The 25,037-nt window shown below is 40.6% G+C and carries 25 protein-coding genes and 1 tRNA gene; 6 read left to right on the top strand and 20 right to left on the bottom strand.

What is annotated here, in order from left to right; translation table 11 throughout:
* Positions 1 to 58: 58 nt before the first annotated feature.
* Both E0F88_RS29090 and meaB read right to left on the bottom strand, forming a co-directional pair.
* Positions 59 to 544, bottom strand: coding sequence for a hypothetical protein (locus tag E0F88_RS29090; protein ID WP_131961863.1), 486 nt, complete (start codon positions 542 to 544; stop codon positions 59 to 61).
* Between the two features lie 111 nt (positions 545 to 655).
* Positions 656 to 1,654, bottom strand: coding sequence for a methylmalonyl Co-A mutase-associated GTPase MeaB (gene meaB / locus E0F88_RS29085; protein ID WP_131961862.1), 999 nt, complete (start codon positions 1,652 to 1,654; stop codon positions 656 to 658).
* Positions 1,655 to 1,790: 136 nt separating this feature from the next.
* On the opposite strand from meaB, the gene E0F88_RS29080 reads away from it, so the two are divergent.
* Positions 1,791 to 3,785: a M1 family metallopeptidase gene (locus tag E0F88_RS29080; protein ID WP_131961861.1), complete on the top strand. Its 1,995-nt coding sequence runs from the start codon at positions 1,791 to 1,793 to the stop codon at positions 3,783 to 3,785.
* 74 nt (positions 3,786 to 3,859) lie between these two features.
* Here the strand turns inward: E0F88_RS29080 and E0F88_RS29075 are convergent, their stop codons facing one another.
* The 7 genes from E0F88_RS29075 to yihA form a co-directional block, all read right to left on the bottom strand.
* Positions 3,860 to 4,804: a 3-oxoacyl-ACP synthase III family protein gene (locus E0F88_RS29075; RefSeq protein ID WP_131961860.1), complete on the bottom strand. Its 945-nt coding sequence runs from the start codon at positions 4,802 to 4,804 to the stop codon at positions 3,860 to 3,862.
* A gap of 144 nt (positions 4,805 to 4,948) precedes the next feature.
* Complete coding sequence (locus E0F88_RS29070) at positions 4,949 to 6,067, bottom strand: glycosyltransferase (protein ID WP_131961859.1); 1,119 nt, start codon at positions 6,065 to 6,067, stop codon at positions 4,949 to 4,951.
* The gene (deoC, locus tag E0F88_RS29065) at positions 6,064 to 6,720 is read right to left on the bottom strand and encodes a deoxyribose-phosphate aldolase (RefSeq protein WP_131961858.1); all 657 of its coding nucleotides are present in this window, start codon (positions 6,718 to 6,720) and stop codon (positions 6,064 to 6,066) included. Before deoC ends, E0F88_RS29070 begins: the two co-directional genes overlap by 4 nt.
* Positions 6,721 to 6,766: 46 nt before the next feature.
* Positions 6,767 to 7,384 (bottom strand): phage tail protein, encoded by a 618-nt coding sequence (locus tag E0F88_RS29060; RefSeq protein WP_131961857.1) that lies wholly within the window; start codon positions 7,382 to 7,384, stop codon positions 6,767 to 6,769.
* 2 nt (positions 7,385 to 7,386) lie between these two features.
* Positions 7,387 to 8,520: an AAA family ATPase gene (locus E0F88_RS29055; protein ID WP_131961856.1), complete on the bottom strand. Its 1,134-nt coding sequence runs from the start codon at positions 8,518 to 8,520 to the stop codon at positions 7,387 to 7,389.
* A gap of 118 nt (positions 8,521 to 8,638) precedes the next feature.
* On the bottom strand, positions 8,639 to 9,151 hold the full coding sequence (locus tag E0F88_RS29050) for a DUF5606 family protein (protein ID WP_131961855.1): 513 nt from the start codon (positions 9,149 to 9,151) through the stop codon (positions 8,639 to 8,641).
* Between the two features lie 122 nt (positions 9,152 to 9,273).
* Positions 9,274 to 9,882 carry a ribosome biogenesis GTP-binding protein YihA/YsxC gene (yihA, locus tag E0F88_RS29045; protein ID WP_131961854.1) on the bottom strand — a complete coding sequence of 203 codons (609 nt, stop codon included), beginning with the start codon at positions 9,880 to 9,882 and terminating at the stop codon, positions 9,274 to 9,276.
* Between the two features lie 173 nt (positions 9,883 to 10,055).
* Between yihA and E0F88_RS29040 the strand changes: the two genes are divergently transcribed.
* On the top strand, positions 10,056 to 10,529 hold the full coding sequence (locus E0F88_RS29040) for a thioredoxin family protein (protein WP_131961853.1): 474 nt from the start codon (positions 10,056 to 10,058) through the stop codon (positions 10,527 to 10,529).
* An 85-nt stretch (positions 10,530 to 10,614) separates the two neighbouring features.
* On the opposite strand, the gene gmd is transcribed toward E0F88_RS29040, so the two are convergent.
* Positions 10,615 to 11,727, bottom strand: coding sequence for a GDP-mannose 4,6-dehydratase (gmd, locus tag E0F88_RS29035; protein ID WP_131961852.1), 1,113 nt, complete (start codon positions 11,725 to 11,727; stop codon positions 10,615 to 10,617).
* A 45-nt stretch (positions 11,728 to 11,772) separates the two neighbouring features.
* Positions 11,773 to 12,339 carry an SPOR domain-containing protein gene (locus E0F88_RS29030; protein ID WP_229213948.1) on the bottom strand — a complete coding sequence of 189 codons (567 nt, stop codon included), beginning with the start codon at positions 12,337 to 12,339 and terminating at the stop codon, positions 11,773 to 11,775.
* Positions 12,340 to 12,450: 111 nt separating this feature from the next.
* Here E0F88_RS29030 and murB point away from each other — a divergent pair, with 111 nt between their 5' ends.
* Complete coding sequence (gene murB, locus E0F88_RS29025) at positions 12,451 to 13,467, top strand: UDP-N-acetylmuramate dehydrogenase (protein WP_131961850.1); 1,017 nt, start codon at positions 12,451 to 12,453, stop codon at positions 13,465 to 13,467.
* Between the two features lie 14 nt (positions 13,468 to 13,481).
* Positions 13,482 to 14,693 (top strand): Dol-P-Glc:Glc(2)Man(9)GlcNAc(2)-PP-Dol alpha-1,2-glucosyltransferase, encoded by a 1,212-nt coding sequence (locus E0F88_RS29020; RefSeq protein WP_131961849.1) that lies wholly within the window; start codon positions 13,482 to 13,484, stop codon positions 14,691 to 14,693.
* On the opposite strand, the gene E0F88_RS29015 is transcribed toward E0F88_RS29020, so the two are convergent.
* The 4 genes from E0F88_RS29015 to E0F88_RS29000 all read right to left on the bottom strand — a co-directional run bounded on the left by E0F88_RS29015 (position 14,682) and on the right by E0F88_RS29000 (position 19,521).
* Complete coding sequence (locus tag E0F88_RS29015) at positions 14,682 to 16,679, bottom strand: T9SS type A sorting domain-containing protein (RefSeq protein ID WP_165940178.1); 1,998 nt, start codon at positions 16,677 to 16,679, stop codon at positions 14,682 to 14,684. The genes E0F88_RS29020 and E0F88_RS29015 overlap by 12 nt on opposite strands.
* A gap of 357 nt (positions 16,680 to 17,036) precedes the next feature.
* Positions 17,037 to 17,747: a glycosyltransferase family 2 protein gene (locus E0F88_RS29010; protein ID WP_131961847.1), complete on the bottom strand. Its 711-nt coding sequence runs from the start codon at positions 17,745 to 17,747 to the stop codon at positions 17,037 to 17,039.
* 81 nt (positions 17,748 to 17,828) lie between these two features.
* Complete coding sequence (locus E0F88_RS29005; RefSeq protein ID WP_131961846.1) at positions 17,829 to 18,737, bottom strand: ROK family protein; 909 nt, start codon at positions 18,735 to 18,737, stop codon at positions 17,829 to 17,831.
* A 73-nt stretch (positions 18,738 to 18,810) separates the two neighbouring features.
* The gene (locus E0F88_RS29000) at positions 18,811 to 19,521 is read right to left on the bottom strand and encodes an SDR family oxidoreductase (RefSeq protein WP_131961845.1); all 711 of its coding nucleotides are present in this window, start codon (positions 19,519 to 19,521) and stop codon (positions 18,811 to 18,813) included.
* Positions 19,522 to 19,583: 62 nt separating this feature from the next.
* Here E0F88_RS29000 and E0F88_RS28995 point away from each other — a divergent pair, with 62 nt between their 5' ends.
* Positions 19,584 to 20,312 carry an MlaE family ABC transporter permease gene (locus tag E0F88_RS28995; protein WP_131961844.1) on the top strand — a complete coding sequence of 243 codons (729 nt, stop codon included), beginning with the start codon at positions 19,584 to 19,586 and terminating at the stop codon, positions 20,310 to 20,312.
* Positions 20,313 to 20,323: 11 nt separating this feature from the next.
* Positions 20,324 to 21,070 (top strand): ABC transporter ATP-binding protein, encoded by a 747-nt coding sequence (locus E0F88_RS28990; protein ID WP_131961843.1) that lies wholly within the window; start codon positions 20,324 to 20,326, stop codon positions 21,068 to 21,070.
* A 5-nt stretch (positions 21,071 to 21,075) separates the two neighbouring features.
* Here the strand turns inward: E0F88_RS28990 and E0F88_RS28985 are convergent, their stop codons facing one another.
* The 5 genes from E0F88_RS28985 to E0F88_RS28965 form a co-directional block, all read right to left on the bottom strand.
* A complete protein-coding gene (locus E0F88_RS28985) occupies positions 21,076 to 22,581 on the bottom strand; it encodes a lipopolysaccharide biosynthesis protein (protein ID WP_131961842.1) in 1,506 nt (501 codons plus the stop codon).
* Positions 22,582 to 22,735: 154 nt separating this feature from the next.
* A complete protein-coding gene (locus tag E0F88_RS28980) occupies positions 22,736 to 23,347 on the bottom strand; it encodes a TetR/AcrR family transcriptional regulator (protein ID WP_131961841.1) in 612 nt (203 codons plus the stop codon).
* A gap of 249 nt (positions 23,348 to 23,596) precedes the next feature.
* Positions 23,597 to 23,667 (bottom strand) — tRNA-Gln (locus tag E0F88_RS28975).
* Positions 23,668 to 23,735: 68 nt separating this feature from the next.
* Positions 23,736 to 24,614: an ACP S-malonyltransferase gene (gene fabD / locus E0F88_RS28970; RefSeq protein WP_131961840.1), complete on the bottom strand. Its 879-nt coding sequence runs from the start codon at positions 24,612 to 24,614 to the stop codon at positions 23,736 to 23,738.
* A gap of 111 nt (positions 24,615 to 24,725) precedes the next feature.
* Positions 24,726 to 25,037: T9SS type B sorting domain-containing protein (locus E0F88_RS28965; protein ID WP_131961839.1), on the bottom strand; the 312-nt coding region annotated here is incomplete at its 5' end.

Raw genomic sequence — 25,037 nt, 5'->3', positions numbered from 1 at the left:
AAAAGCGGCCGCTCTGACTTTCAGGGCGGCCGCTTTTGCTGTAATTAAACCTTTACTTTTAAACTCTTGTAAATGTTAGCACAGCGTTTACGGCAGCTCCCGATCCGGTTGTGTTCGTATTAACCGTAATTTTCATCAGATTACTACTTTGCTGCAAGGGTAAAGTCTGTACGGTAGTGCCATTGGTAAGTTTGAGTGTATTATTTTCGACCTTCCATTTCGTGTCCTGGCCGACAGTTAAAAATCCAGCAGCAGCAAGGCCCTGAACAGCTAATTCGCAGTCTGCAGGTGTGACTTTGTTGTTAGATTCAAACGTTAGTGTCAGGCTGAAAGCACATGGAACCAAAGTAGTGATTAAGCTCAGATCGCCAATATTGGTTCCTGCTGTCTCGGGTGCAATGGCAGAAAATTTCCATTTCCCTACAATTTCATTATTATCAACAGTTTCGGGTTCTTTGTCATCATCTTTGCATGATACGAATATGAGCGCAAAGGCAAGAAGCGACAGGGTAAGAATTTTAGTTACATTTTTGTAGAATTTCATAACGGAGAAATGGATGATTGAGTGTCTTTATAATCTAACGTTATAAATCACCTGAAAAATTGCCTTAGAATGGTATTTTTGTTAAAATGACCTGATTTGCCATGTTCGCTTTTAGTCAAGGATATCTTCTCTGAAGAAAAGATCAAGCAAATCCTGCGCTGCTTTAACCGGTAATTCAGATCCCGAAACTACCGACTTTTCTACTGTTCTGAGCGCTTTTTTTACTAATGGTTTTCCGTAAAAACTCATTTCGAGTGTTTGCCGGATAAATTCATACATCCATTCCAGATTTTGACTCTGACGGTTTTTATATAAAAACCCACTTGTCTTAGCGGATGATTGATAAGCTAAAATGATGTTCCAGATGTCGCTGATTCCGGTCTGCTCCAGCGCAGAGCAGGAAACTACCTTTGATTCAAAACCGGACTCAGATTTTGGGAATAGATGAAGAGCATTGGTATATTCCTGAACTGCCAAAGCGGCTGCGGTTTTATTGTCTCCGTCAGCCTTATTAATGGCTATGGCGTCAGCCATTTCCATAATTCCTTTTTTTAAACCCTGAAGTTCATCCCCTGCGCCGGCGAGCATCAGTAAAAGAAAAAAGTCGGTCATGCCTTTTACCTGTGTTTCCGATTGTCCGACACCAACGGTTTCTACAATGATAACCTCAAAGCCTGCCGCCTCGCAAAGCAGGATAGTCTCCCTCGTGTTTCGCGCTACTCCGCCCAAAGACAGATTAGCGGCAGAAGGACGGATGTAAGCAAGCGGGTCGTGGGAGAGTTGCTCCATCCTGGTTTTATCACCGAGGATACTTCCTCCTGATCGTTTGCTGGAAGGATCAATGGTTAACACAGCCAGGTGTTTTCCCAGGGATGTGATGTGTTTTCCCAAAGCTTCGATGAAAGTGCTTTTTCCTACACCCGGCACACCGGTGATACCGATACGAAGCGAATTTCCGGTTGCAGGTAATATCTCATGCAACAGTTCAGAAGCAAGTTTTCTGTCCTGGGTTAGTCCGCTTTCTATGATTGTTATAGCCTGGCTAAGAATGATGCGATCGCCCGCCAGGATGCCATTTTTGTAGTTTTCAATGGTAAGGCGCTTGCGCATAGGTGGCTTTTGTTTTGGGAAGTTCTTTGTAAAAGTCGGTATTGACTATTAAAAATGAAATTTTTAATCCTAAAAAACGCGAAAACTGTTATATTGTCCGTTTACAATAACATCTTTTTAATACATCTTCATTCGAATGAAAATTTCAAAAATTCGCTTCGGCATCATAGCGCTATGCTGTCTGAGTTTTTCGGGGGTTTTTGCCCAGGAAGCCGACAAAGCTAAATATGATGCGCACGTGCTTTTCCATCCGTTATTCAACTTTCAGCCTGGCAGTGAATACCGCACAGGAAGCGGCGCTCCGGGACCAAAATACTGGCAGAACCGCGCTGATTACAAAATTAATGTTGCCCTGGATGAACAAAAGGGAATTGTGAGCGGTGACGTTGAAATAACTTATAAAAATAACAGTCCGGAAAACCAGGAATTTATCTGGCTCCAGCTAGATCAAAATGCTTTTAACGACCAGTCGAGAGGTGGCAAGACAACTCCGGTAACAGGCGGACGTTTTGGGAATACCGGTTTCAGTGGCGGTGATTCGCTTAAATCGGTACAAGTACAACAAGGCAAAGACAAATTCGTTACTGCCAATTATATTGTGACCGATACAAGGTTACAAATTCGTCTGGCTACACCTGTAAAAGGCAACGGAGATGTGATCAAAATTAAGATCGCCTATTCTTTCAAAATTCCTGAATATGGTTCAGACCGTATGGGAACACTTGAAACTAAAAACGGTATTGTTTACGAAATGGCTCAATGGTATCCGAGAGTGGCTGTATTTGATGATATCGAAGGCTGGAATTTACTTCCTTATCTTGGAGCAGGTGAGTTTTACCTGGAGTACGGCGATTTTGAATATAATGTAACTGTTCCCTGGGATCACATCGTTGTAGGGTCAGGAGCGCTGCAAAATCCAAATGAGGTACTTACAGCAGAGCAAAGAAAAAGACTTGCAGACGCTGCAAAAAGCAACGAGACAGTGATGATCCGTACGGCTGAGGAAGTTACAAATCCTGCCTCAAGACCAAAACAATCCGGAACACTTACGTGGCGCTTCAAATGCGTACAGGCTCGTGATATCGCCTGGGCAACTTCAAAAGCTTTTGTTTGGGATGCAGCAAAGATGAATCTGCCAAACGGAAAAACTGCTTTGGCGCAATCGGCTTATCCTGCTGAAGACGGCGGAGCTGACGGATGGGGCCGCTCAACAGAATATGTAAAAGGGTGTATTGAATTTTATTCATCCTATGTACATGAATATACCTATCCTGTTGCTACAAACGTAGCCGGAATTGTAGGGGGCATGGAATATCCGGGAATAGTATTTTGCAGCAGCAAAAGCAGGAAAGAGGATTTGTGGGGCGTTACAGACCACGAATTTGGTCATAACTGGTTCCCCATGATTGTTGGCAACAACGAGCGTAAATATGCATGGATGGATGAAGGATTTAATACATTCATTAACTTTCTATCAGGAGACAATTTCAATAACGGAGAATTTAAAGATTCACAGATGAATAATCTGCACCGCCTGGCTCCGATCATCTTCCGTCCGAAAGCTGATCCGATCATGACGATTCCGGAAGTTATTCAACCATCAAACCTTGGGTGGGAGGCGTATTATAAACCTGCACTTGGCCTAAGAATGTTAAGAGAGCAGGTTCTTGGAAAAGACCGTTTTGACTATGCCTTCAAAATGTATGTACAACGCTGGGCTTTTAAACATCCAACTCCTTACGATTTTTTCCGTACCATGGAAGATGCAGCTGGTGAAGATTTGGGCTGGTTCTGGAAAGGTTGGTTTTTTGAAAATTACAAACTTGACCAAAGCGTAAAACAGGTTACCTACATCGAGCAAAATCCACAAAAGGGATCTTTGATCACAATAGAAAACCTGAATCAGTGGGCGATGCCTGCCAAGGTGGAAATTGAAGAAGTTAGCGGTAAAAAAACGCGTGTAGATTTTCCGGTTGAGATATGGCAGAGAGGTGGAAGCTGGACATTCCGCAGCACGACTACGCAGCCTATCCGGTCGGTAACGATTGATCCGGATAAAAGTCTTCCGGACGTTGCTCCTGAAAACAATGTATGGAAGCCTGCAAAATTTGCTGAGCAGGAAATAAATTAATTTTTTAGTTTGAAATAAAAAAAGCCTTTCTGTTTGATCTGAAATCAGGCAGAAAGGCTTTTTTTATTGAATTCCTACACCGTCAACAGCATGGCTCCGTAAGAATAACCGCCGCCAAACACTGTGATGACAATATTTTCACCGGATTTAAATTTATCCTGGTTCTCTGATAGTGCGATGGCACAGCCTGCACAGCCGGTATTTCCCAGGTACTGAATATTTGATATCAACTTTTCAACAGGAATACCCAATGTATTGATGACATTCAGGCTAATGCGGTGATTGGCCTGGTGCGGTATCAGGTAATCAAGATCATCGATTGTTAATCCGCAATCCTGTAAAACCTGCTGACTCACCTTTGGCATATAAATACAGGCATTCTGAAAAACGTCACGACCAAAAGGCATCACAACACCACGATCATTGGGCCGAAGTACAACTGCTTCGATTGCCTTTCCGCTGGTTGCTGCGCCTCCTGTAATAATCTTTTTAATCTGCATATCAGACTTGGTTTGCCGTTCCTTTGAGATCAGCATAGCCGAAGCGCCGTCACCCCAAAGGTGCCCTGATACGGTGTCAAGTTCATTGTAATAAGCCGTGTTATGATCCGAAACAACAACAATTGCTTTGGAAGCTTTACCCATTGCAAAGTAGCCTTCAACAATTTCAATCGCATTTAGTAAGGAAGAGCATGCCGAGGAAATGCTCACTACGGGAATATCTGGAATCTGAAGCTGATGCTGAACTGCGTGGGCAAGTGTAACAATCGTATCGTAAGGTGTGTAAGTAGCACCTACGATCAGGTCTATCTCATTTTTGCTATATGGGATACTTTCAAGAAGTGTTTCAACAGCCTGAATAGCCATTGTGGTAGTATTTTCGCCAGGAGAAGCTTTGCGGCGTTCTGAAATTCCGGTACGCGAGACAATCCACTCGTCTGAAAGATTGTTTAAATTTGTAAAGTATTCATTACCAATAATTTCGCTTGGTAAATAGTGACTAATCGTATTAATATACATGGTTGAGAAGTTGACTCCGCAAACTAAAAATCTTTTTAATTCCGAAAGTTAAATATTTCGTAGAAAACGTAGTATTTAATATTTGAACAATTCAATAATAAAGTTGTAAAATTATATCAATTCGTATGTGTATCTTGTTTTTACTCAGTTAAGTACTGTTTTATAAAATGACAACAGGTTTTTTTTCTCGTTTTCCCAATTATAATCACTTTCCACCGATTTTCGGCCATTTCTACCCATTTCAAGGGTTTTTTCAGGATTGCCAATGATCCATTCCAGTTTGTCTGCCAGTAACTGTGAATCATACGGAGAAATACAAAAACCGCAGCCTGATATTTCAACAACCTCCTGATATAATGGAAAGTCAGATGTTACCACAGGCAATTTTAATGCCATGTATTCAAACAGCTTTGTAGTAAATGAATCGGGATAGTCGGCGACTGGTTTTAGCAATGCTATTCCGGCTACACATTGTTTCGCATATTTTAATACCAAACGAAGATCGGTGTATCCATAAAAAATCAAATGTTCCTTAACATAAGCATATCCTGGTAACTGTTCCGCTTCGTCCCGGCTAAATCGAACGGGTCCAAATAAATGAACCAGAAAAACCGGATATTTCTTTTTCAATAAAACCAAAGCGGCAACGATTGTGTCAAAACTTCGCTCCATGGATATAACTCCGGAGTATAAAAAGGCGGGTTTTGCAAAACCGTCATGTTCAGTTCCTTTTGAATATTTGTCTGTAAAAGCCAGAGATACATAATTGTGAACAACTGCCGACGGTTTGGCCAAATTTCGGTATTCTTTCAGATATGCGTCCTCTGTAAACAAGCAGTTAAATCTTTTTCTGGCAGAGAGATCAAAATATTTAAACAACTTTCTAAAAATCAAATTGTTATTATAACCCTTTATCTCAAATTTCTTGTATAGATTTTCCTGCACTTCATAAATGATTTTCGCTCCCAGCCATTGAAATAAAAGAGCAACCGGGATTAATTCAGGAACGAAAATATGAACCAGGTCAGGACGCAGTCGCAGGCATTTCCATATAACAACCGGATGTGCAAGTATCAACCTTGCCAGAAGTCCTTTATACTGCGGCAAACGGATCATCTTTAGACCATTCCGATCATTGTAACCGGCACCTGGCAAGGCACAAAATACTTCATAATCAGCAAGGAGCGTCGGCGCAATCTTGTAAAGGATACGCGGATCGGTCGCTGGGTGTACGCTGCTGAGAAGAAGTACACGCTTTGTCATACCCCGGCAATAATTGAAACACCGGCTGATGTACCTATTCGGTCCGCTCCGGCCTGAATAAAAGCGATTGCCTGTTCATAAGAACGAATCCCGCCGGAAGCCTTAATTTTTATATGGGCAGGCAGAATACTCCTCATTTTTCGAACAGTTTCAATTTCCGCACCCTGTGGGGCAAACCCGGTTGATGTTTTTACAAAGTCAACCTTCGCTTCAGCACATATTTCACAAGCCGTATACAAATCGAAAGAATCAAGATAGGCTGTTTCTATGATTACTTTGAGAATGGCATTATTGATATGTGCCAGTTCAGCCAATCCTTTCAACTCTTCACGCACGCTCAAATAGGCCATGGATTTAAAGTGCGACATATTCATGACCACATCCAGTTCCGTCGCTCCGTCTGCAAGTGCATTACCTGCCTCTGCCATTTTTGTTGCCGTTGTCGAGTACCCTAGCGGAAAACCAATAACGGTCGCAATTTCAATTCTGACAGGACAAAACTCCATCATTTCCTTTGTGTAGCCAACATAGGTTGGTGCTACGCAAACGGCTTTAAACTGATGAATCCACGCCTCCTCGCACAGTTTCCTGATATCCGTCTCCCTTGCAGTCGGGCTTAGGAGGGTATGGTCGATGTAAGAGGGGAGATTCATACTTTAAAATTTTCAAGCGAAGAGACAAATGTATTTAAGCTAGGATTCATTTTCGCAGCCCTTGTAAATCGTTTGGCCTCATTTTAAAGTATTTTTTTGAAATATCTCTGTAGTATTTTGGTTTTTTTTCATGTATATAAAATCCTTCCTTTTGAGGTAGAATCTGATTTAACTTTTCCCGGCAGCCTGTAATTTTCCGTGCTATTGCATTTTGCGTAGGATAATAAATGGGTAATAGCCAGCATTCTATAGAGTGTACACAAATGGCAAAAATAATTCTTTCTATAACACCGTTGTAAAAGTCTTCTCCGATAGCACCAATAATGATTCCTTTCATTTTGTCTACTATAACTTCACAGCTATCAGACGAGTTAATAATGTTCCGATATTTTTCCTGAACTTCTCCTGATAAAAACACGTCAGAATCGATTTGAATAATAATATAATCCAGGCTTTGAAAGGAGTCTTTAAAATTTTCAGAACCGCAATATTCTAAAACCTTATGCCAGTTTCCAGCTGATAAGGCCATGGAATCATTGGTTGCATCTCTTAATGGTTGTAAATAAGTGACTAAAATATCCGGGTCAGAAAAACTTGCAATAAGAAGATTCTCAATAACAATCTGGTCCGTTATTCCTTCGCCAATTAATCCAAACTGATTCATCCTTAAAAGTTTTTGGGTAAACCACCGATGTATCCCCGGAGAAATTGCTCAGATAGTCTTACCGGATTGGAGCCTTCCGGAAGTGATTTAGGTAGAATACGGTTTACTTTGGTATGTCCATACGCATTTCGATAAACAACTAATAATCTTTGCTCATCATCGTTCAGGTTCAACCCATCCAAAACTGCAGGATTATGAGTAGTAAGAATGACCTGCTTATTATGTTCCTTCGCCAGTCTAGCTAAAATCTTGACTAGTTCAGCACAAAGCTTGGGGTTCAATGAGTTGTCAATGTTATCGATTGCGAAAAAATTGGGGGTGTAATCGCTTATAAAAAGAGAAAAATAAAATAATAGGTATAAAAAACCTTCATTTGAACTGCGTTGGTCAAAGTATTCAAGACCATCTTCAAGAAATCTGTCTTTTATTCGAATTCTTCTCTCTGTAAACTGAAGATCGCCTGGTATCTCGAAACCGTCAAACCAGTCAATTAAATTTAACTGTTCCCTTATTTTCTGGAACTGGTCAGGCCGATCCTTGTTCAAGATTGAAAGTAATTTAAACAGACCTGCTCCCCGGATTCCCAAAGGTTCAATTTGAGCCTCTTCCTGAAATTGTCGTAAGGCATAATTTTCAGGAGCATATATGAGAAAATTAGAATAAATTTTTCTGCTTGACTTTCTTAACAATTGATTAAATCCAATCTCCGATTTTATAATCTTCCCATTACGCGATTTAAAAACCGGACTTTCTTCATCAAGATCCGTAGCTCGTAAATCTCCAAGCGCAACGGCCCCATGATCCTCCCACTCGGAGAAAGGATTTTCTACATCATGACTTAAAGAATGATTGTAAGATTTACCAGCTGAGTCATTAAAATTGATTTCAATATCTCCCTGAGAAGTATCTTTTGAAAAGCCAGATTTCATAGAAACCGGATCAGTAATCCTGATTCCCCTAGAAGCTAAAATATCATTACTTAGTTTGTGTTCACCAGCTGCCGATCCCATAGCAATCGCCTCAAGAATATTACTTTTCCCACTCCCATTTTCACCTATGATTACATTCAAGCGTCCTAATTCAAAGTCCAGGCTTTGAATGGATTTGTAGTTTTCTATCTTGATCTTTTGTATCATATTCAGAATAAGAAGAGATTGATACCTGTAGAGCAGGCTTTCAATCTATCTTGAAGATAATATAAAAACCCCGTCTGACCGACAGGGCTTTGGCATCTATGCACTAAGTTTTTTTAATTTATGCTTTTGTTTTTTCTTCCGGAGCTTCCGCTTCGGCAGCAGGAACTTCTTCCGTTGCATCTTCTGTAACTCCCGAAGATGCTTCTACAAACAGTTCCGGTGTGTATTTTGACAATACATTATACCAGGTAATAATTTTTTTAATATCAGAAATATAAACTTTTGATCTATCAAAATCAGGGAGGATCTTATTTAGAAACTCGATAAGATCTTTGTCGGATGAAGATTTAAGCTGCAAATCAATAGTTTCGCCATGAACTTCTCTGATTTTCAGGAAAACGTCCGCCAAAGGAACGGATTCTTCTTCTCCGTCCGTAAAAATCGAAACATCTTTTAAAACAGATACACGTGCCGTTGGGCCGATTAATGTTTTTTCACGTTTTTCATCCAGGCTTTCGACAATTACACCTGCACGGCTTGGTTTCAAAATGCGAAATAGCCCGCCTTTACCGGAAACATTGGCTATCTCCTTCAACAAATCCATTCCGGTTGTCTCTGCTTTATCACTCATTCTTTCTTACTATTAGTTTTTATTAGGATTTTTTAGCCGTTTTTAAGATCATAAACATGCTTACAGCCAATCTAATTTTCCGCAAAATAACAGAAAGATTCAACCGTAAACAACCTTAATTCCTATGGGTTTTTTGAAAACGTAGCATTATAACTTTCTATTGCCTTCAGAATGGGCTCTCTGCCTTCATTTTTTTCGGCCGATGTAACAAAAATAGGAGGGACTTCTTCCCATAATTCGGACAGTTTTTCTGTGTAGGCTTTCAACTGTGCTTCGATCTGATAGGCTTTCAGTTTATCAGCTTTTGTAAAAATAATGTGAAAAGGGATTCCTGATTCTCCTAAGCCTTCCATGAATTCGAGGTCAACAGCCAATGCGCTGTGCCTGATGTCCACAAGCACAAAGGTGCAAAGCAGATTTTCTCTGTTATGCAGATAATCGCCGATCATCTTTTCCCATTTTTCCCGCTCTGACTTACTTACTTTTGCATAACCATAACCCGGTAAATCGACCAGATACCAGGCATTGTTGATCTCAAAGTGATTAATCAGTTGGGTTTTTCCAGGTTGCTGCGAAGTTTTTGCAAGCGACTTTTTTTCAACCAACATGTTGATCAACGATGATTTACCCACATTGGAACGGCCAATGAAGGCATATTCAGGCATATTCGGTGCAGGGCATTTCTCATAATCCGAATTGCTCATGACGTATTTTGCTTCCTGAATTTTCATTTGATATATAATTATTTGGCTGCAAAGGTACTTATTCTTTTCTTAGGTCTGAATTGCGTGCTGCGATATGGGAAAATTTGAAAAATTTTGGAACCTATCCGGAAGGATTTGTTTTTACTTAAAATAAAACAAAGTACTATTTTCGTTATACTGTTGTTCAATTTGTAACAAATATGAAAATGAGAATTTATAAACAAGTATTTTTTATGCTGGCGCTTATGCTGGCGGTAACCTCAGTATTCGCATATGATGGCGGAAAAAAGGAAATGACCGCTCCTGAAAAGGGAATTAAATTTACCTCCGGAACCTGGGCTCAGATTTTGAAAAAAGCCAAAGCGGAGAATAAGGTAATCTTTTTTGATGCATATACTACCTGGTGTGGCCCGTGTAAATTACTTCAGAAAAATGTCTTCACACGTCCTGATGTTGCAGCGGTTTTCAATAAGGATTTCATTAATGTGAAGTTTGATATGGAGAGTGGTGAAGGTCCCATGCTTGCAGAAAAATATCCATTGCAGGGCTATCCTACCTTACTTTTCATCGATCCTGACGGAAAGGTGGTGAAAGAATTACTTGGCTACCAGACTCCGGAAGTTTTGATCAAAACCGGTAAAAAAATACCGAAGGTTACAAAGGCAATTTTATAAGTTTCTGAATTATAGTTCAGTAGTAAACAGAGAACCCGGTGAATCTGATTTCACCGGGTTCTCTGTTTTTGAATGGATCAATATTTTATTCGTAATAATTAGGAACACGGTGACCGCTGTTTTCTAAAAGACGATCTTTTTTGAATAAGGCAACGTCTGCTGTTACCATATCATTTACAAGTGCTTTAAGATCATATTTTGGTTTCCAGCCTAATTTGGTCATCGATTTGGTTGGATCGCCAATCAATAATTCAACTTCGGTCGGGCGGAAATAACGCGGATCAACAGCTACAACTTCTTTGCCGGCTTCAATCTGAAACTCGGGATTATTACATTTTACGACTTTTGCAATCTCTTTTTCACCTTCTCCGGAAAATTCCAGTTCCACGCCCACTTCTGCAAAGGCCATTCTGACGAAATCGCGGATACGGGTTGTTACGCCCGTTGCGATTACAAAATCTTCTGCTACTTCCTGCTGTAGAATAAGCCACATAGCTTCTACGAAATCCTTCGCATGACCCCAGTCGCGCTGTGCATCCAGATTTCCCAGATAAATTTTATCCTGTAATCCCAAAGCAATGCGGGCAACTGCACGGGTAATCTTGCGGGTTACAAAAGTTTCACCACGCAGCGGAGATTCATGGTTAAATAAAATTCCGTTTACAGCATACATATTGTAAGCTTCCCGGTAATTCACCGTGATCCAATAACCATACATCTTGGCTACTGCGTAAGGCGAACGCGGATAAAACGGAGTGGTTTCTGATTGTGGAACCTGTTGCACCAAGCCGTACAATTCCGAAGTTGATGCCTGATAAATTCTTGTTTTCTGAGTTAAACCTAATAGACGCACTGCTTCAAGAATTCGCAAAGTGCCTATGCCGTCCACGTTGGCAGTGTATTCCGGCTCTTCAAAACTTACCTGAACATGCGACATGGCGCCCAGGTTATAAATTTCATCCGGCTGTACTTCCTGGATGATTCTGATAATATTGGTAGAATCACTCAGATCACCGTAGTGAAGGTGAAAGCGAATATTTTTTTCGTGCGGATCTTCATAGATATGGTCTATTCTCTGGGTATTAAATAAAGAGCTTCTCCGCTTGATTCCGTGTACTTCGTAGCCTTTGCTCAGAAGTAGCTCGGCCAGGTAAGCGCCGTCCTGTCCGGTAATACCTGTAATTAGTGCCTTTTTCATTGTCAATCGTATGTATAGAAATAATTAATAAACTTAAATGGAGTGTTAATCCACGGTCGGATTTAGCATCAGACTTTTCTTTATTTCAACCCGGTCAGCTAAAATGACTGCGGAAGAATACTGTTCTTTTATTTGCTCAAGATACTGTTCGGCATCACTCCGATACATAAAGTCCCCGGCCTTCACTCTGTAAGTCGGCTGAGAATAAGACACATATGGAGTTAAATCCGGAAAAGCCTGATAAATGAATGATTTGGCACCATCTGCTTCTTGTCTCACGTTTCCTACATAAAGCTGAATGCGGTAGCCACTTATGTAACGAATGGACTTATTTTGTTTTGAAAGTGAATCCAAAGCTGCTTCCAGTTTTTTATTGACATACAATGGTTTGTCGTTGCCAGGTTTTGCTGTTGGTACTACGGGCTGTTTTTTTGCTTCAGGCGTTTTTTCAGTCGTTTTTTCTACTGATTCAAAACGAGGCCGCACTGCGGAAAGATCTTCTCTGTAGTCACTGCCGGAAGAGTTTACCGCAGCTTTTTTGCTGCAGCCAAACACTCCGCCAAGTAATGCCAGATTTAAAGTCCAGTAAAGAAATTTATTTTTCAGCAGCATGTCTGGAAAGATTCGGATTGAGCGCACAAACTTAACCAAAAATGGAAGAATCACCAATTCACGCTATTTTGAATGTAATACCTAACTTTGCTGTATCAAATACAACAGTTCATGGAAATTAAGCAGTACGTATCTCTTCGGAATTTTAACACTTTCGGTCTGGAATCAGAAGCCAGATATTTTGCGGAACCACAGTCTGTGGAGGAACTTGCAGATTTATTGAGAGATACAAAATATCAGCAAACGCCGAAATTCATTTTAAGCGGAGGTAGCAACGTTCTTTTTAGTAAAGATATAGATGCATTGGTGATACATCCTCAGATTAAAGGAACTGAAACAATACGTGAAGATGAAGAGTTTGTCTGGCTGTATGTAGGAGGCGGCGAAGTCTGGCAGGATTTTGTAAACTACTGCGTGGATCATAATTATGCCGGTATTGAAAACCTGTCACTCATTCCCGGAACCGTGGGAGCGGCTCCAATGCAAAATATTGGTGCTTATGGTGTGGAAATTAAAGATGTAATTGAAACTGTTTACGCGATATCCATTGCAACTGCGGAAACGAGGATTTTTTCCTGGGAAGAATGCCAGTTCGGGTATAGAGAGAGCATTTTTAAAAAGGAGCTAAAAGACCAATACATCATTACAGGAGCGGTATTTAAACTAAAAAAGAATCCCGACTTCAACATTGAATATGGCGACATCAAAAAAACACTTGCAGAAATGGGAGTGGAGAATTTGTCAATCAAAGCAATAAGTGATGCCGTGGTGAGGATAAGGCAAAGTAAATTGCCGGATCCTGCTAAAATCGGGAATGCCGGTAGTTTTTTTAAAAACCCGGAAATTGATCTTCTACAATATGAGTTGCTCAAAGAAACATTTCCTGAGATGCCTGGTTATCCGGTGGGACCCGGGAAAGTGAAAGTGCCGGCCGGCTGGCTAATCGAACGGGCTGGCTGGAAAGGTTATCGTGAAGGACAAATTGGTGTCCACGAACGACAGGCACTTGTATTGGTTAATTATGGCGGGGGAAAAGGAGAGGATATTAAATTGTTGTCGGAGAAAATCAGACGATCAATTGAAGAAAAATTTGGCATTGTTCTGACAACTGAGGTAAATTTCGTTTAAAATCAACATTAAGCATGCAATCAAGAAAACTACACACTTCACTATTTCTTTTCCTTGTTTTCATTATCATTTTTTTTCTGAAAGAGAATTTTAACGGAGCACTATATCAGGATGAGAATCATTATTTACCAACGGCTGTCTTTTTCAGTCAGGAGCCTATTCCTTCTATTGATCTCCTAAAAAGTTACAATGAATTAAACACACCTTTGCCTTTTATTCTGGGCGGTTGGGTAGTTCATTTTCTTGGTGAGAATATTCAGTATCTCCGTTTGCTGACTTATGGAGTCAGTTTTTTACTGCTGATGGTGTTTGTCTGGTTTAGTCCGGAGCGTTCCAGGCGGTTTTTTCTTTGTCTTGGAGGATTAATTCTTTTCCCAAACTATTACCTGATCAGTGTCTTTTATTACACCGACATTTTTGCCATGGTTGCCGTACTTGCAGGAACCGTTGCTTATCTTAACAACCGGCATATTTTAGGAGCAGTATTCTTTATTGCCGGTATTTGTTGCCGGCAGTACATGCTTGCTTTTCCGGCAGCAATTGTTTTGTATGAACTGTTGCAGATTTTGAAAAACAGCACGGGTGTAAAGCAATTTGTAAGCAGCCTGTTCCTAAACAAAACCTGGATGCTCTATGCAGTTGCTGTAATAAGTATTGTCCCATGGGTAATATTATGGCATGGCCCGGCACCTGCCGCCGTTATGGCCGACCAGCATTATGACTCCGATAAGCTTGTTCAGTATAATTTTGGATATGTGCTTTATTCGTCCGTTTGCCTTGCCGTTTACTACGTAATCCCCGAAATGTTGATAACAGGTAAATTGCGGTACTTCATTGATTATCCCCGAAATTATCCAAGATTTTTTGTGTTGTTTCTGGTTGTCATTCTTGGATTGATCGTGTTTTTCCCTGCTAAACAGGCATACAATCCTTATTTTACCTGGCCATATCTGGGTTATATCGATCAGCTCTTTATGACTGTGGGTATAACCGGCTTTTTAAAACAAATCTGTTTCGGGCTGTTGATGCTTCTTACGCTGATGCGTTTTGTGTCACCTCATTTCAACCTTGCAGGTTGCGTGGTGTTGTTCAATGTATTACTATTGGGTAAAGCGCAGCTTTCCTGGGACAAATATTCATTGCCAATGATAATGATCCTTTGGTTTGTAGCCATGTTTGATGAGCACTGGGCGCTCACGAAATATACGAAACCGTTACATCAGTAATATCAGTTTACTGGTAACCAGGCCATCTTCTGTGTATACTTTAAATACATATTGCCCCCGGCTTAAATCTTCGGCGCGCACAGTAACCCAATCCTGGCTTGTGTAAGTTTCGGATTTGATCTTTTTTCCGGTTACGGTGTAGACATCGATTTTTACAATGCCGGACGCCGTGGAAGTTATATTTACAAGCTCAGTTGCGGGATTCGGGAACGCGGTTACCATTATTTCCGGCTGGACATCTTCGCTCAGTTTAGTCAGTATTAATGAAGAAATAGCAGATTCAGACTGATCTGTATATGCCCTGATTGAATAGGTATATTCTACTCCTTTTTTCGCGGTTGCGTCAGTGTATTCTGTTTGGCTTGCCAGGAGATACATGACTTCGTGTGAAGGCAGAGAATCTTTTTTGTTCACCCTTTCCAAAATATAACCTTTAACATTTGGGAGTGCATTCCAGCTGAGAGTAAGACTTTTTTGCTCATCCTTCCCTTCCAGTTTAAGCGTGCCCAGGTTTGTATAAGGGAAAATTTTGGTATGATGAAAGGCAAACGCCCGAAATCCTTTGCTGTTTCTTAAAAACGGGCCAATATAAACCCATGGAGCAGTAAGAAGCCCGGAATAATGGTATTTTGAAGGCAGATATTTGATTAAGGTATCTTTCCCTACCGTTTTTAGTTCAACAATAATTTTGTTTGCTTCAGCTCTTCCCGATTTTAATTTTTGCCACTCACCGTTAAGATAAAAGAAATCTTTAACCGAATAGGTTGAAACAGGTTCAAGGCTTCCTTCTATGTTGTTGTTAATGGTATCATTAGGATACACCATTTGCTGATAATCTTCAAAAACCATGGTGATTTCATCAGATTTAGGGGAAGAATAAAATATTTTTTGGACACTTGGGGAGGTTATTTTTTCTTTTTTGCCATAGTGATAAAACCCGGCCATGTCAGCAAGATCCTGGCCAAGTTTAAGATATCCTTCCAAGCCATAATGAAAGCCGTTCCATCCCGGGGCACCGAGCGCAGCATAAGGTTGAATAATTGGATACAATCGATCTAATGTACGTTGCGACTCTCTGAACTGGCCAATACGGTCATCATAACCGCCACCTCCAAAAAGAGGCAATTGAAAAACATAGATTTTTTCGACATTAGGATAATCTTCTTTCCATTGATCTACCATGGTCTTGAACAAAGGTGCCCAGGATAAAGGATTATCTCCGGCAGCTTCATTTTCACCCTGCCAGTAATAAATTCCTTTTATATTAGGCAATAAACCAGTCTGCTGTGCATAGTTGAGTAATGTGCCGTATGGAGTTGATGTATCAGCGTGGTTATTTTCTATTCTGTTCAGCAGAGTTTGAAGGGAAGATCCGGCTGTGGCTCCGTTTATAACACAGGTTGGGAAGCCATATTTTTCAGAAATTCGTTTTTGAAATTCGATTCCAAAAATACCAACACGAGGAGTAAGCTCATTTGACAATCCCCATGTGGTGGCTCCGCCCTGGAAAGATCCAAAAGAACGGCAATATTCATTGCGATAAGTATAGTCAACCTCCCAGGCTACCGCATTCGACTGTCCATAAATAATGTAAAAATCTCCTGCCACAACATCATCCCTCCTCACAATTCTAACAGAGTCTGTCGCAGATTTGCAGGCATAGAACTCAAATGCATATTCTGCCAGCTCAGATTTAATTTTTGTGCTGAATTGAAAAGGAGCCGCAGAACCTGTATACTGAATATTGCTTTTTTGATAGCCGGTTCTGACTTTATTCCGATACTTTACTACTGAAACGTAGGCGTATCCCGTTGCTTCAACCTTACCGGAAATGTTGATTTCACCTTCATTATTTTTGTCCCTTGCAAAAAGCTGTTTGTCAGCCGGAAGCTTGTCAAAGGAAACAAAGTTAATTTTTTGTGTAAAACCTGGGACTGTAATAAAAGATACGAAAATGAAACAAAAGGAAAGTATAGTTTTTATCATAACAAATTGAGTGAGCCGGGGTGCTGTAATTTTTGTGAATAGGCGCTCTGGTAACAAAAACATTTAATCCAATTCAGCGCGCACAGACATGGGTTTTTGAAGGGACTAATCTCCGGACTTCAAAACAAGAGAGTGTGATATGCAAATGATAGAGGAATATTGGATATATACTAGTAACTCCAAATACAAAAATACAAAAGCAATCGCCAGTAGACAACTTTAAACCTCTAAATTTCTGTTGATTGAAATTAATTCACTATTGTGAAAAAATGAGTTAATTTCGATAAGTCCGGTCAGATTTTTTTTACCTTATGGTGAAATTATGATAGGAAACCAGTGAAACTTTGTCGTGGAATATTAACTACCCAATCCGTATCTCAAAATACAATAAATGGCTCTAAATCCATCCTTCCAGTTAATTTTCTTGCCCTCTTCATAGGTCCGGCCATAATAGGAAACACCTACCTCGTAAATCCGTATTTTCGGAACTTTGGAAATTTTGGCGGTGACCTCTGGTTCAAAACCGAAACGTTTTTCAACCAGATTCAGACTTTTTAGAATATCTGCGCGGAATAATTTGTAGCAGGTTTCCATGTCTGTCAGGTTGAGGTTACAGAACATGTTACTTAAAAATGTAAGAAATTTATTTCCGATCGTATGCCAGAAAAACAGGATTCTGTGTGGCGTGCCGCCCATAAATCTGGACCCGTAAACTACGTCCGCATAACCGTCTATAACAGGTTTTAAGAGGATATTAAATTCTTCCGGATCATATTCCAGGTCGGCATCCTGAACGATAATGTAATCTCCGCTTGCTCTGCGGATCCCTGTATGGAGTGCTGCACCTTTTCCCTGGTTATATTCATGCCTGAAATAGCTGATTTCGACCAAAGGGTTTTCAGATATAAATTGTTTTACCATACCTTCGGTGTTATCCGAAGAGCAGTCATTAACAACCACTATTTCCCTTTGAAATCCACCTATTAACTCAATAGATCTTAATTTTTCCAATACGCGAAGTATGGTTTTTTCTTCATTGTAGGCAGGAACTATTATAGATAATTTCATCAGGATAATGTATGTAAATCACAACCAGGGGTAATTCTAAAAAAATAACATCCCGCCCTAGAGACGGGATGCTAAAATTTATCAGTCAAAACAAAGAGATGCTGCTCCTAAAAGTCCGGCATCATTTGCTAAGGTAGCTCTTTTAATATTTATTGTTTTAAGATAGTACGGTGTTAACCAGTACTGGAAACGATCGTTAATCGCAGGAAGAATAAACTCGAATGACGCTGAAATGCCGCCGCCGATAAGAATCGTGGTTATATCCAGAATACGGATCATCGAAACCAGGCCTTCTCCAAGCAGGTAGCCCATTTCAAAAAATATCTGTTTTGCAAGTTCATCTCCTTCGGAAGCTGCAGCAACCAAACCGGTTGTTGAAATTGTTCCGTCAGAAGGAAGCTGGGTAGTACCTGTGTAGGCTGCTCTCATCGTGTTGGCCATATCGAGCAGTTCTTTTTTGCCAATATTTCTTTCCAAAACCTTTCCGTTTTTGGAAGGAACATGGCCCGGCTCCATGGCGTTTCCTCCTCCTCCTTTAAATACCTTTTTATCTATAATGGCTGCGCCGCCGATGCCGGTTCCGAGTGTTACGAAAATATAGTCTTCCGGTAATTTGTCTTCTCCAAAATAATATTCACCCAATGCCGCAGCGTTGGCATCATTTTCCAGAAAAAAATCATGATTAGGAAAGCGTTCTTTTAAATCAGGAACGATCGCAATACCATCGATTTCCGGGATAGCAGTAATTTCAATTAATTTGGTACGGGCACGGTCGGTAAGGCCGGGTACTCCGATTCCCACTTTTTTTACTGAGGGATATTCAACCAGCTGAAGCGCGATGGCATCGCCGAGTCTTTCAATAAAGTGGCCTGAACTGCGCCAGCTTGCGGTATCGTGGCTATAAAAATTGGATATTCTTCCGTCCGAAGCATCAACGATCCCCATTTTTACGTTGGTGCCGCCCACGTCTATACCGAGGTACTGTTCCATGAAATCAAATATGGGTTTAATAAATAATTTTAAAAATGCGGCAATTTAGTAAAAATGCCTTATTGTTCATAAGTCAATCTAAATCTCCTAACTGCGGACGAATCAAAATTTCTTCCACAACTGCCCTTGGAGAAAGGCAAAATGCCGACCAGATTGCCTCAGCGATATCTTGCGAAGCAATAAATCTTTCTTCCGGAAGTTCTGTTCCCTGCCAGCTATCGGTGTAAGTTGCGCCCGGAATCACAGCGGTAACTTTAACCTGATGCGGTTTCATTTCTTCACGAAGTACTTTGGTCATTCCGTATAAAGCAAATTTGGAAATACAGTATGAACCTCCGTTTGGGTAGGCAGTTATACTCGCAGTAGAGCAAATGTTAAAAATATGGCCCTTCCTTTGTTCGATCATGTGTGCTATAACCCCTCGTGTAAGATGGTAAGCACTGTAAACGTTGGTCTCCATAGTCTTTTCAAGAGTGCCTTCTTCCTCATTATGGACCTGTCCAGGAATGAATACACCGGTATTGTTAATTAAGGCCATCACGGGCCTGCCCAGTGACTGAATAAATACAATGAAATCGCTGACTTCTTCACGGACAGCCATATCAATGGTTTTATAAAATAACTGAGAAGCCGGAAAGCGGTCTTTCATTTCTTTTTGTAATGAAAAAAGCTCCATATTATTTCTGGCACAGGTAATTACATCACAATTGCCCTCCAAAAAACGCTCGATAACAGCCTTGCCTATACCTTTTGTACCTCCTGTAACGATTACTAATGGATTCATTTTTCTGTTTGCTTCTTTTTTTGCCTAATTTTCCCGAAAATATTGAATACAATTAAGATATTATGTCTGTTATCGGTAAATACTTCATTTTTTTAGGATCATTATTTGGCAAAGGTGAAAAATTATCCGTTTACTGGCGACGATTTATTGAAGAGTGTGTGGGAATAGGGGTGAGTTCAATATTTATTGTCGCAATTGTTTCAACGTTTATCGGCGCCGTATCCTGTATTCAAACTGCCTATAACCTTGTTAGTCCTATTATTCCTGTTTCAACGGTTGCATTGATTGTACGCGACATGCAGCTTTTGGAACTTGCACCAACCATCACATGTATTGTACTGGCAGGAAAAGTAGGGTCAAATATTGCAAGTGAACTCGGTACAATGCGTATCACCGAGCAAATCGACGCGCTGGAGGTAATGGGAATTAATTCGTCTTCCTATTTGGTTTTGCCCAAAGTCATGGCGGCCATGTTTACGTTTCCGATGCTGGTAATCTTTGCGGCCTTTCTCGGGATCTTTGGCGGTTATCTGGCCGGAACATTAACGGGCGTGATCACGGAGCGTGATTATTTGAATGGGATCAGGGACTCATTTGTTCCGTATAATCTCTTTTTTATGTGCGTAAAACCTTTTGTCTTCGGGTTTCTGATCGCAACTATCTCCTCATATCAGGGCTTTTTCACAACGGGCGGCGCATTAGAAGTAGGTAAATCCAGTACGCAGGCTGTTACCAATAGCTGTATTTCGATTCTGATTGCAGATTATCTCCTTGCCCAGCTGTTGTTATAATTTTAGAAATCATGATTGAAATAAACAATATCGTAAAATCCTTTAACGGAAAGGAAGTACTAAAAGGGATTACTTCTAATTTTCAAAAAGGAGAAACAAACCTGATTATTGGCGGGAGTGGTACCGGAAAAAGTGTATTGCTTAAATGCATGATCGGGCTGGTCAAACCGGATGCCGGAACTGTGCTTTATAACGGCAGGGATTTTTATAACAGCGATAAAGATACTCAGCAATCTATCCGCAGAGAAATGGGTGTGTTGTTTCAGGGTGGCGCTTTATTTGATTCAAAAACGGTAGAAGAAAACGTTCGTTTTCCGCTGGACATGTTAACGGATCAGTCGGCCAGTGAGAAGCAGGAACGCGTTGCTTTTTGCCTTCAGCGGGTGGGCTTAGAAGCCGCCGCAAAAAGGATGCCTTCGGAAATCAGCGGTGGGATGAAAAAACGTGTTGGTATCGCACGGGCAATTGTAATGAACCCGATGTATCTGTTTTGTGACGAACCCAATTCTGGGCTTGATCCGCTGACGTCTGTTAAAATCGATGAGTTGATTAAAGAAATTACGGAGGAATATCAGATTACTACAATCATTATCACCCACGATATGAACTCTGTTCTGGAAATAGGACAGAATATCTTCTTTTTATATCAGGGAGATAAACTTTGGGAAGGTAAAAAAGAAGAAATCACAAAAACGACGGTTCCGGAATTACAGGAATTTTTGTTTTCGAATAAATTACTTCGGGAAATGGCCAGGTAGTTTTCTTATTTATCTTTTTGAAGAAAAGGTATATTCTTTCTTTCGGCTACAAATAAGATCGCCGCAAAGACTAAAAATGCCAGCATATGAACCGGAACAGAAATCCAGAGGTCAGGAATTTTGTACATCATAGAGCAGGCAATAAAAATGGCTCCCAAGCCAACGTAAATCAAAGCTGAAGGAACTTCATACGGCACAGGATAATACTTTTGCCCGAAAATATAACACAAGGCTACCATCGAAAAACCTGAAACTGCAAAGGCAACAGCAAAGCCAAGATAACCTATCCGCGGAACCAGAAGATAACTGAGTGAAATGGTAATAAATGCACCGGTTAATGTGAGCCAGGTTCCGTATTGTGTTTTATCAGTCAGTTTGAACCAGGTCGCAACATTATAATAGATGCCCAGAAACATATATCCCGCAAGCAGCCAGGGAACTACCGGAAGGCCTTCGTGGTAGATTTTCTTCTTCAAAAATAATTCTGCAAGCAAATCCAGGTTCAGGCTTATGCCTACCCACATCAGAATACAGATAATCACAAACCATTTGGTAATTTTAGCAAAAACGGGTGGCGCATTTTTATCTTCACCTTTTGAGAAAAAAAATGGTTCTGCGGCATACTTAAAAGCCTGCGTTGCCAGACTCATAAAGATCGAAAGCTTATAACACTGAACATAAATTCCAATGGCTTGTTCGGAGGTTCGCCCCGGATAGAAGTTTTTGGGAAGCAGAAACTGGATAAAAGCCCGGTCAAAAAGCATGTTAAGTACTCCTCCTGCATTCATTATCAGAATCGGAAATGCATAAACCCAGACCGGCTTAAACAGATCTTTGCTGAAAACGAATTTAAAATCAGCCAGTTCTTTTCTCAGCATCCATAAAAAAGCAAGATTCGCTATAAGATTGGCTAAAACGATGTAATCCGGAGCATGTAGAGGATTGTAAAAAATATCAATAACCGGCCCTAGAAAAGATAAATATTTTCCGGCATGAATGTCTCTGCAAACGATTAGAAAAAACAGGTTGAGCGAAATATTGATTATAATATTGGCCACTTTAAGCACAACAAATTTCTTGCCTTTGCCTTCCAGACGTAGTCTTGCAAAAGGTATGGAGACGATTCCGTCGATCGCCATGATTAGGGCAAACATTCTGACGATAGACACACTTTCAGGATATTCTATCAGGACGGCGGTCTGTTCAGCAAATAAAAATAGTAGTCCCGAAAAAAAGAGGCTGACAATCGTAACCGCACTCAGAATTAAATTATAATATTCTTTTCGGTTGGCTTCCTGTCTTGCAAATCGGAAGAATGCCGTTTCCATACCAAATGTGTATAAAACAAGGGCAAGGCCAGCATAAGAATAAAGTTGCCCTTGAGCGGCAATTTGCTCCGGCTCAAACAGGGAAGTATGAAGTGCTACCAGCATGTAGTTTAGAAACCTACCCAACATGGTACTGATTCCGTAGGTTGCCGTGTCGCTGGCCAGCTTTTTTAGTACACTCATACTCTTTTATCAGCGCTTTCAAACTTGTTTGTGAAAGCAAACTGTGTGTTTCAATTGATCGGTGTGATTTAAAAGACAAATATAAGTGAACCAAAACGTCAAATTTCATAGGGTAAAAAAAATGTCCTCCATTTTGCAATGAAGGACATTTTTTCTAAACCGGGTTTTTCACATCGTGAATGATCCGTTCTATTATATTCTCGACTCTTTTCCAGCCTTCGTCCGTATGAAGATCGATATCGATCATTTTACTTCTTAGGTCTGTTGCTATAACCATATAATAAATGCCGGCTGTAATAAATGCCATCAGGCCTTTGGTGTCGTCAAAGTCCGGCATCTCTCCGATTTTCGCAAGAACGCGGTTGGCAACCTCATTTTTGGCATCTGATAATATGGATTTCCCCGTACCAATCTCCCATCTGAGCAAATCACGGGTAGCTTTCCGTTCTCTCAGGTCATGGATAAAAGTATGCATGAGATCTGTCAACGCTTTGTTGCGATCTTCTGTGGGAATGGGTTCGATGTTCTCAATAAACTCATCACCGGTTGTAGAAGTGTATTCGCCGGACGTTACGTATTGTTCCATCAGTCCGTCTACACTTTCGAAGTATCGGTATATTAACACCTTATTTACTCCTGCGGTCCGCGCAATCAGGTTTACGCCTACTTTGTCGGTTCCGTATTGTTCAATTACTTCACCGACGGCCTTCAGGATTTTTCCTTTCGTGCGTTCTCGATCACGCTTTTTAATTTTGTCAATTTTCATTTTTGGGTGCTGTTTAGGTTAAAACATAGTAAATGTAACATTTCATCCGAAAATAATGTACAAAGGATTTACACTATGTCACCTTTTTGTCGAAATTGGTTTCTAAATATGATTTAAAAGGATCGAAAATTGGAAATTATTCCAAACAAGTGGGTTGGAAAAATGAAGCTGGACGGGAAATTTATGTGAAATCCCTAAAATTGAAAAAGCTCTTCAAACATAAGTATGAAGAGCTTTTCTTAACTATTGTTGGCCGACAAGGACTCGAACCTTGAACGAGACAACCAAAATGTCCTGTGTTACCATTACACCATCAGCCAGAACTGTTAATAGTGGTGCAAAACTAATACGCGTATCTGGTTTTGTCAAGTATTTGGTGAAAAAAAATTTATATACTTTTTAATTCAACCTGATTTGCGATCTTTTTTACCAATCCCTGAAGTACTTTTCCTGGACCGCATTCAATGAATAAACCTGCTCCGTCACCCACCATTGCTTCCACCGATTGTGTCCAGCGTACCGGCGCTGTAAGCTGAGAAATAAGGTTTTCCCTGATAATCGCTATATCTGTTGCCGGACTGGCATTGACGTTTTGATAAACCGGACAAACCGGTGATTTAAATTCTGCCGCATGAATTGCTGCCGCAAGTTCTTCCCGTGCAGGTTCCATCAAAGGAGAGTGAAAAGCACCGCCTACCTGTAAAATCAGTGCACGTTTGGCACCGGCGGCTTTTAATAGCTCACATGCTTTTTCTACACCTTCAATGCTTCCTGAAATTACAACCTGTCCGGGGCAATTGTAATTAGCCGGAACAACAATTTCGTCGGTAATTCCTGCACAAATATCTTCAATTGTCTTATCGTCAAGACCTAGAATAGCAGCCATTGTGGAAGGACGGATTTCGCATGCCTTCTGCATCGCATCGGCACGTTTGGCAACCAATGAAAGCCCTTGTTCAAAAGAAAGTGCACCTGCTGCCACCAGAGCAGAAAATTCGCCAAGTGAATGACCCGCAAGCATGTCCGGAGCAAAGTCATTGCTATTTTTGGCAAGAGCAACAGAGTGAATGAAAATCGCAGGCTGGGTTACATTGGTTTGTTTCAGTTCTTCATCTGTTCCTTCAAACATGATTTTGGTAATGTCAAAGCCCAGAATTGTATTCGCTTTATCGAACAATTCTTTTGCCGAATCAGAAGATTGATAAAGATCCAATCCCATTCCTTTAAACTGAGATCCCTGGCCAGGGAAAATATATGCCTTTTTCATAATTTATATTTTATCGTATTCACAGTGAATAAAAAAGCCCCGCAGTTGAATCTGCGGGGCTACAAAGGAAATACTTGTAATCGAAAGAAAAAAGCAGGCTTTGCCTGGGTTTTACCTCAACATCTGCACCCAGCCTTTAAGGATAGTCGGTTTGGCATCTTTTCTTGACGATTCGAATTGAATGGAAACTTCGTAATAATACTGTCCTGCTGCGAGGTCTTTCCCTGCTTTGTTTTTTCCGTTCCAGTTGATGTTGACATCTTTGGTATCATACACCTGTGCTCCCCAGCGGTTGAAAACCCTGAATTCGAGCGACTGTACAAATGCGGGGCAATCGAAAGGCTGGAAGATATCGTTTTTATTGTCACCGTTTGGTGTAAATACATTTGGCAAAACATAGGCAGGGCAGTTGTCTTTGCAAAC

Origin of the sequence: Dyadobacter psychrotolerans (assembly GCF_004349265.1) — a bacterium.
In the GTDB taxonomy this organism is placed as follows: domain Bacteria; phylum Bacteroidota; class Bacteroidia; order Cytophagales; family Spirosomataceae; genus Dyadobacter; species Dyadobacter psychrotolerans.
The sequence above is the reverse complement of the archived record's forward strand: the minus strand, read 5'-3'. Positions and strand labels throughout refer to the sequence as shown.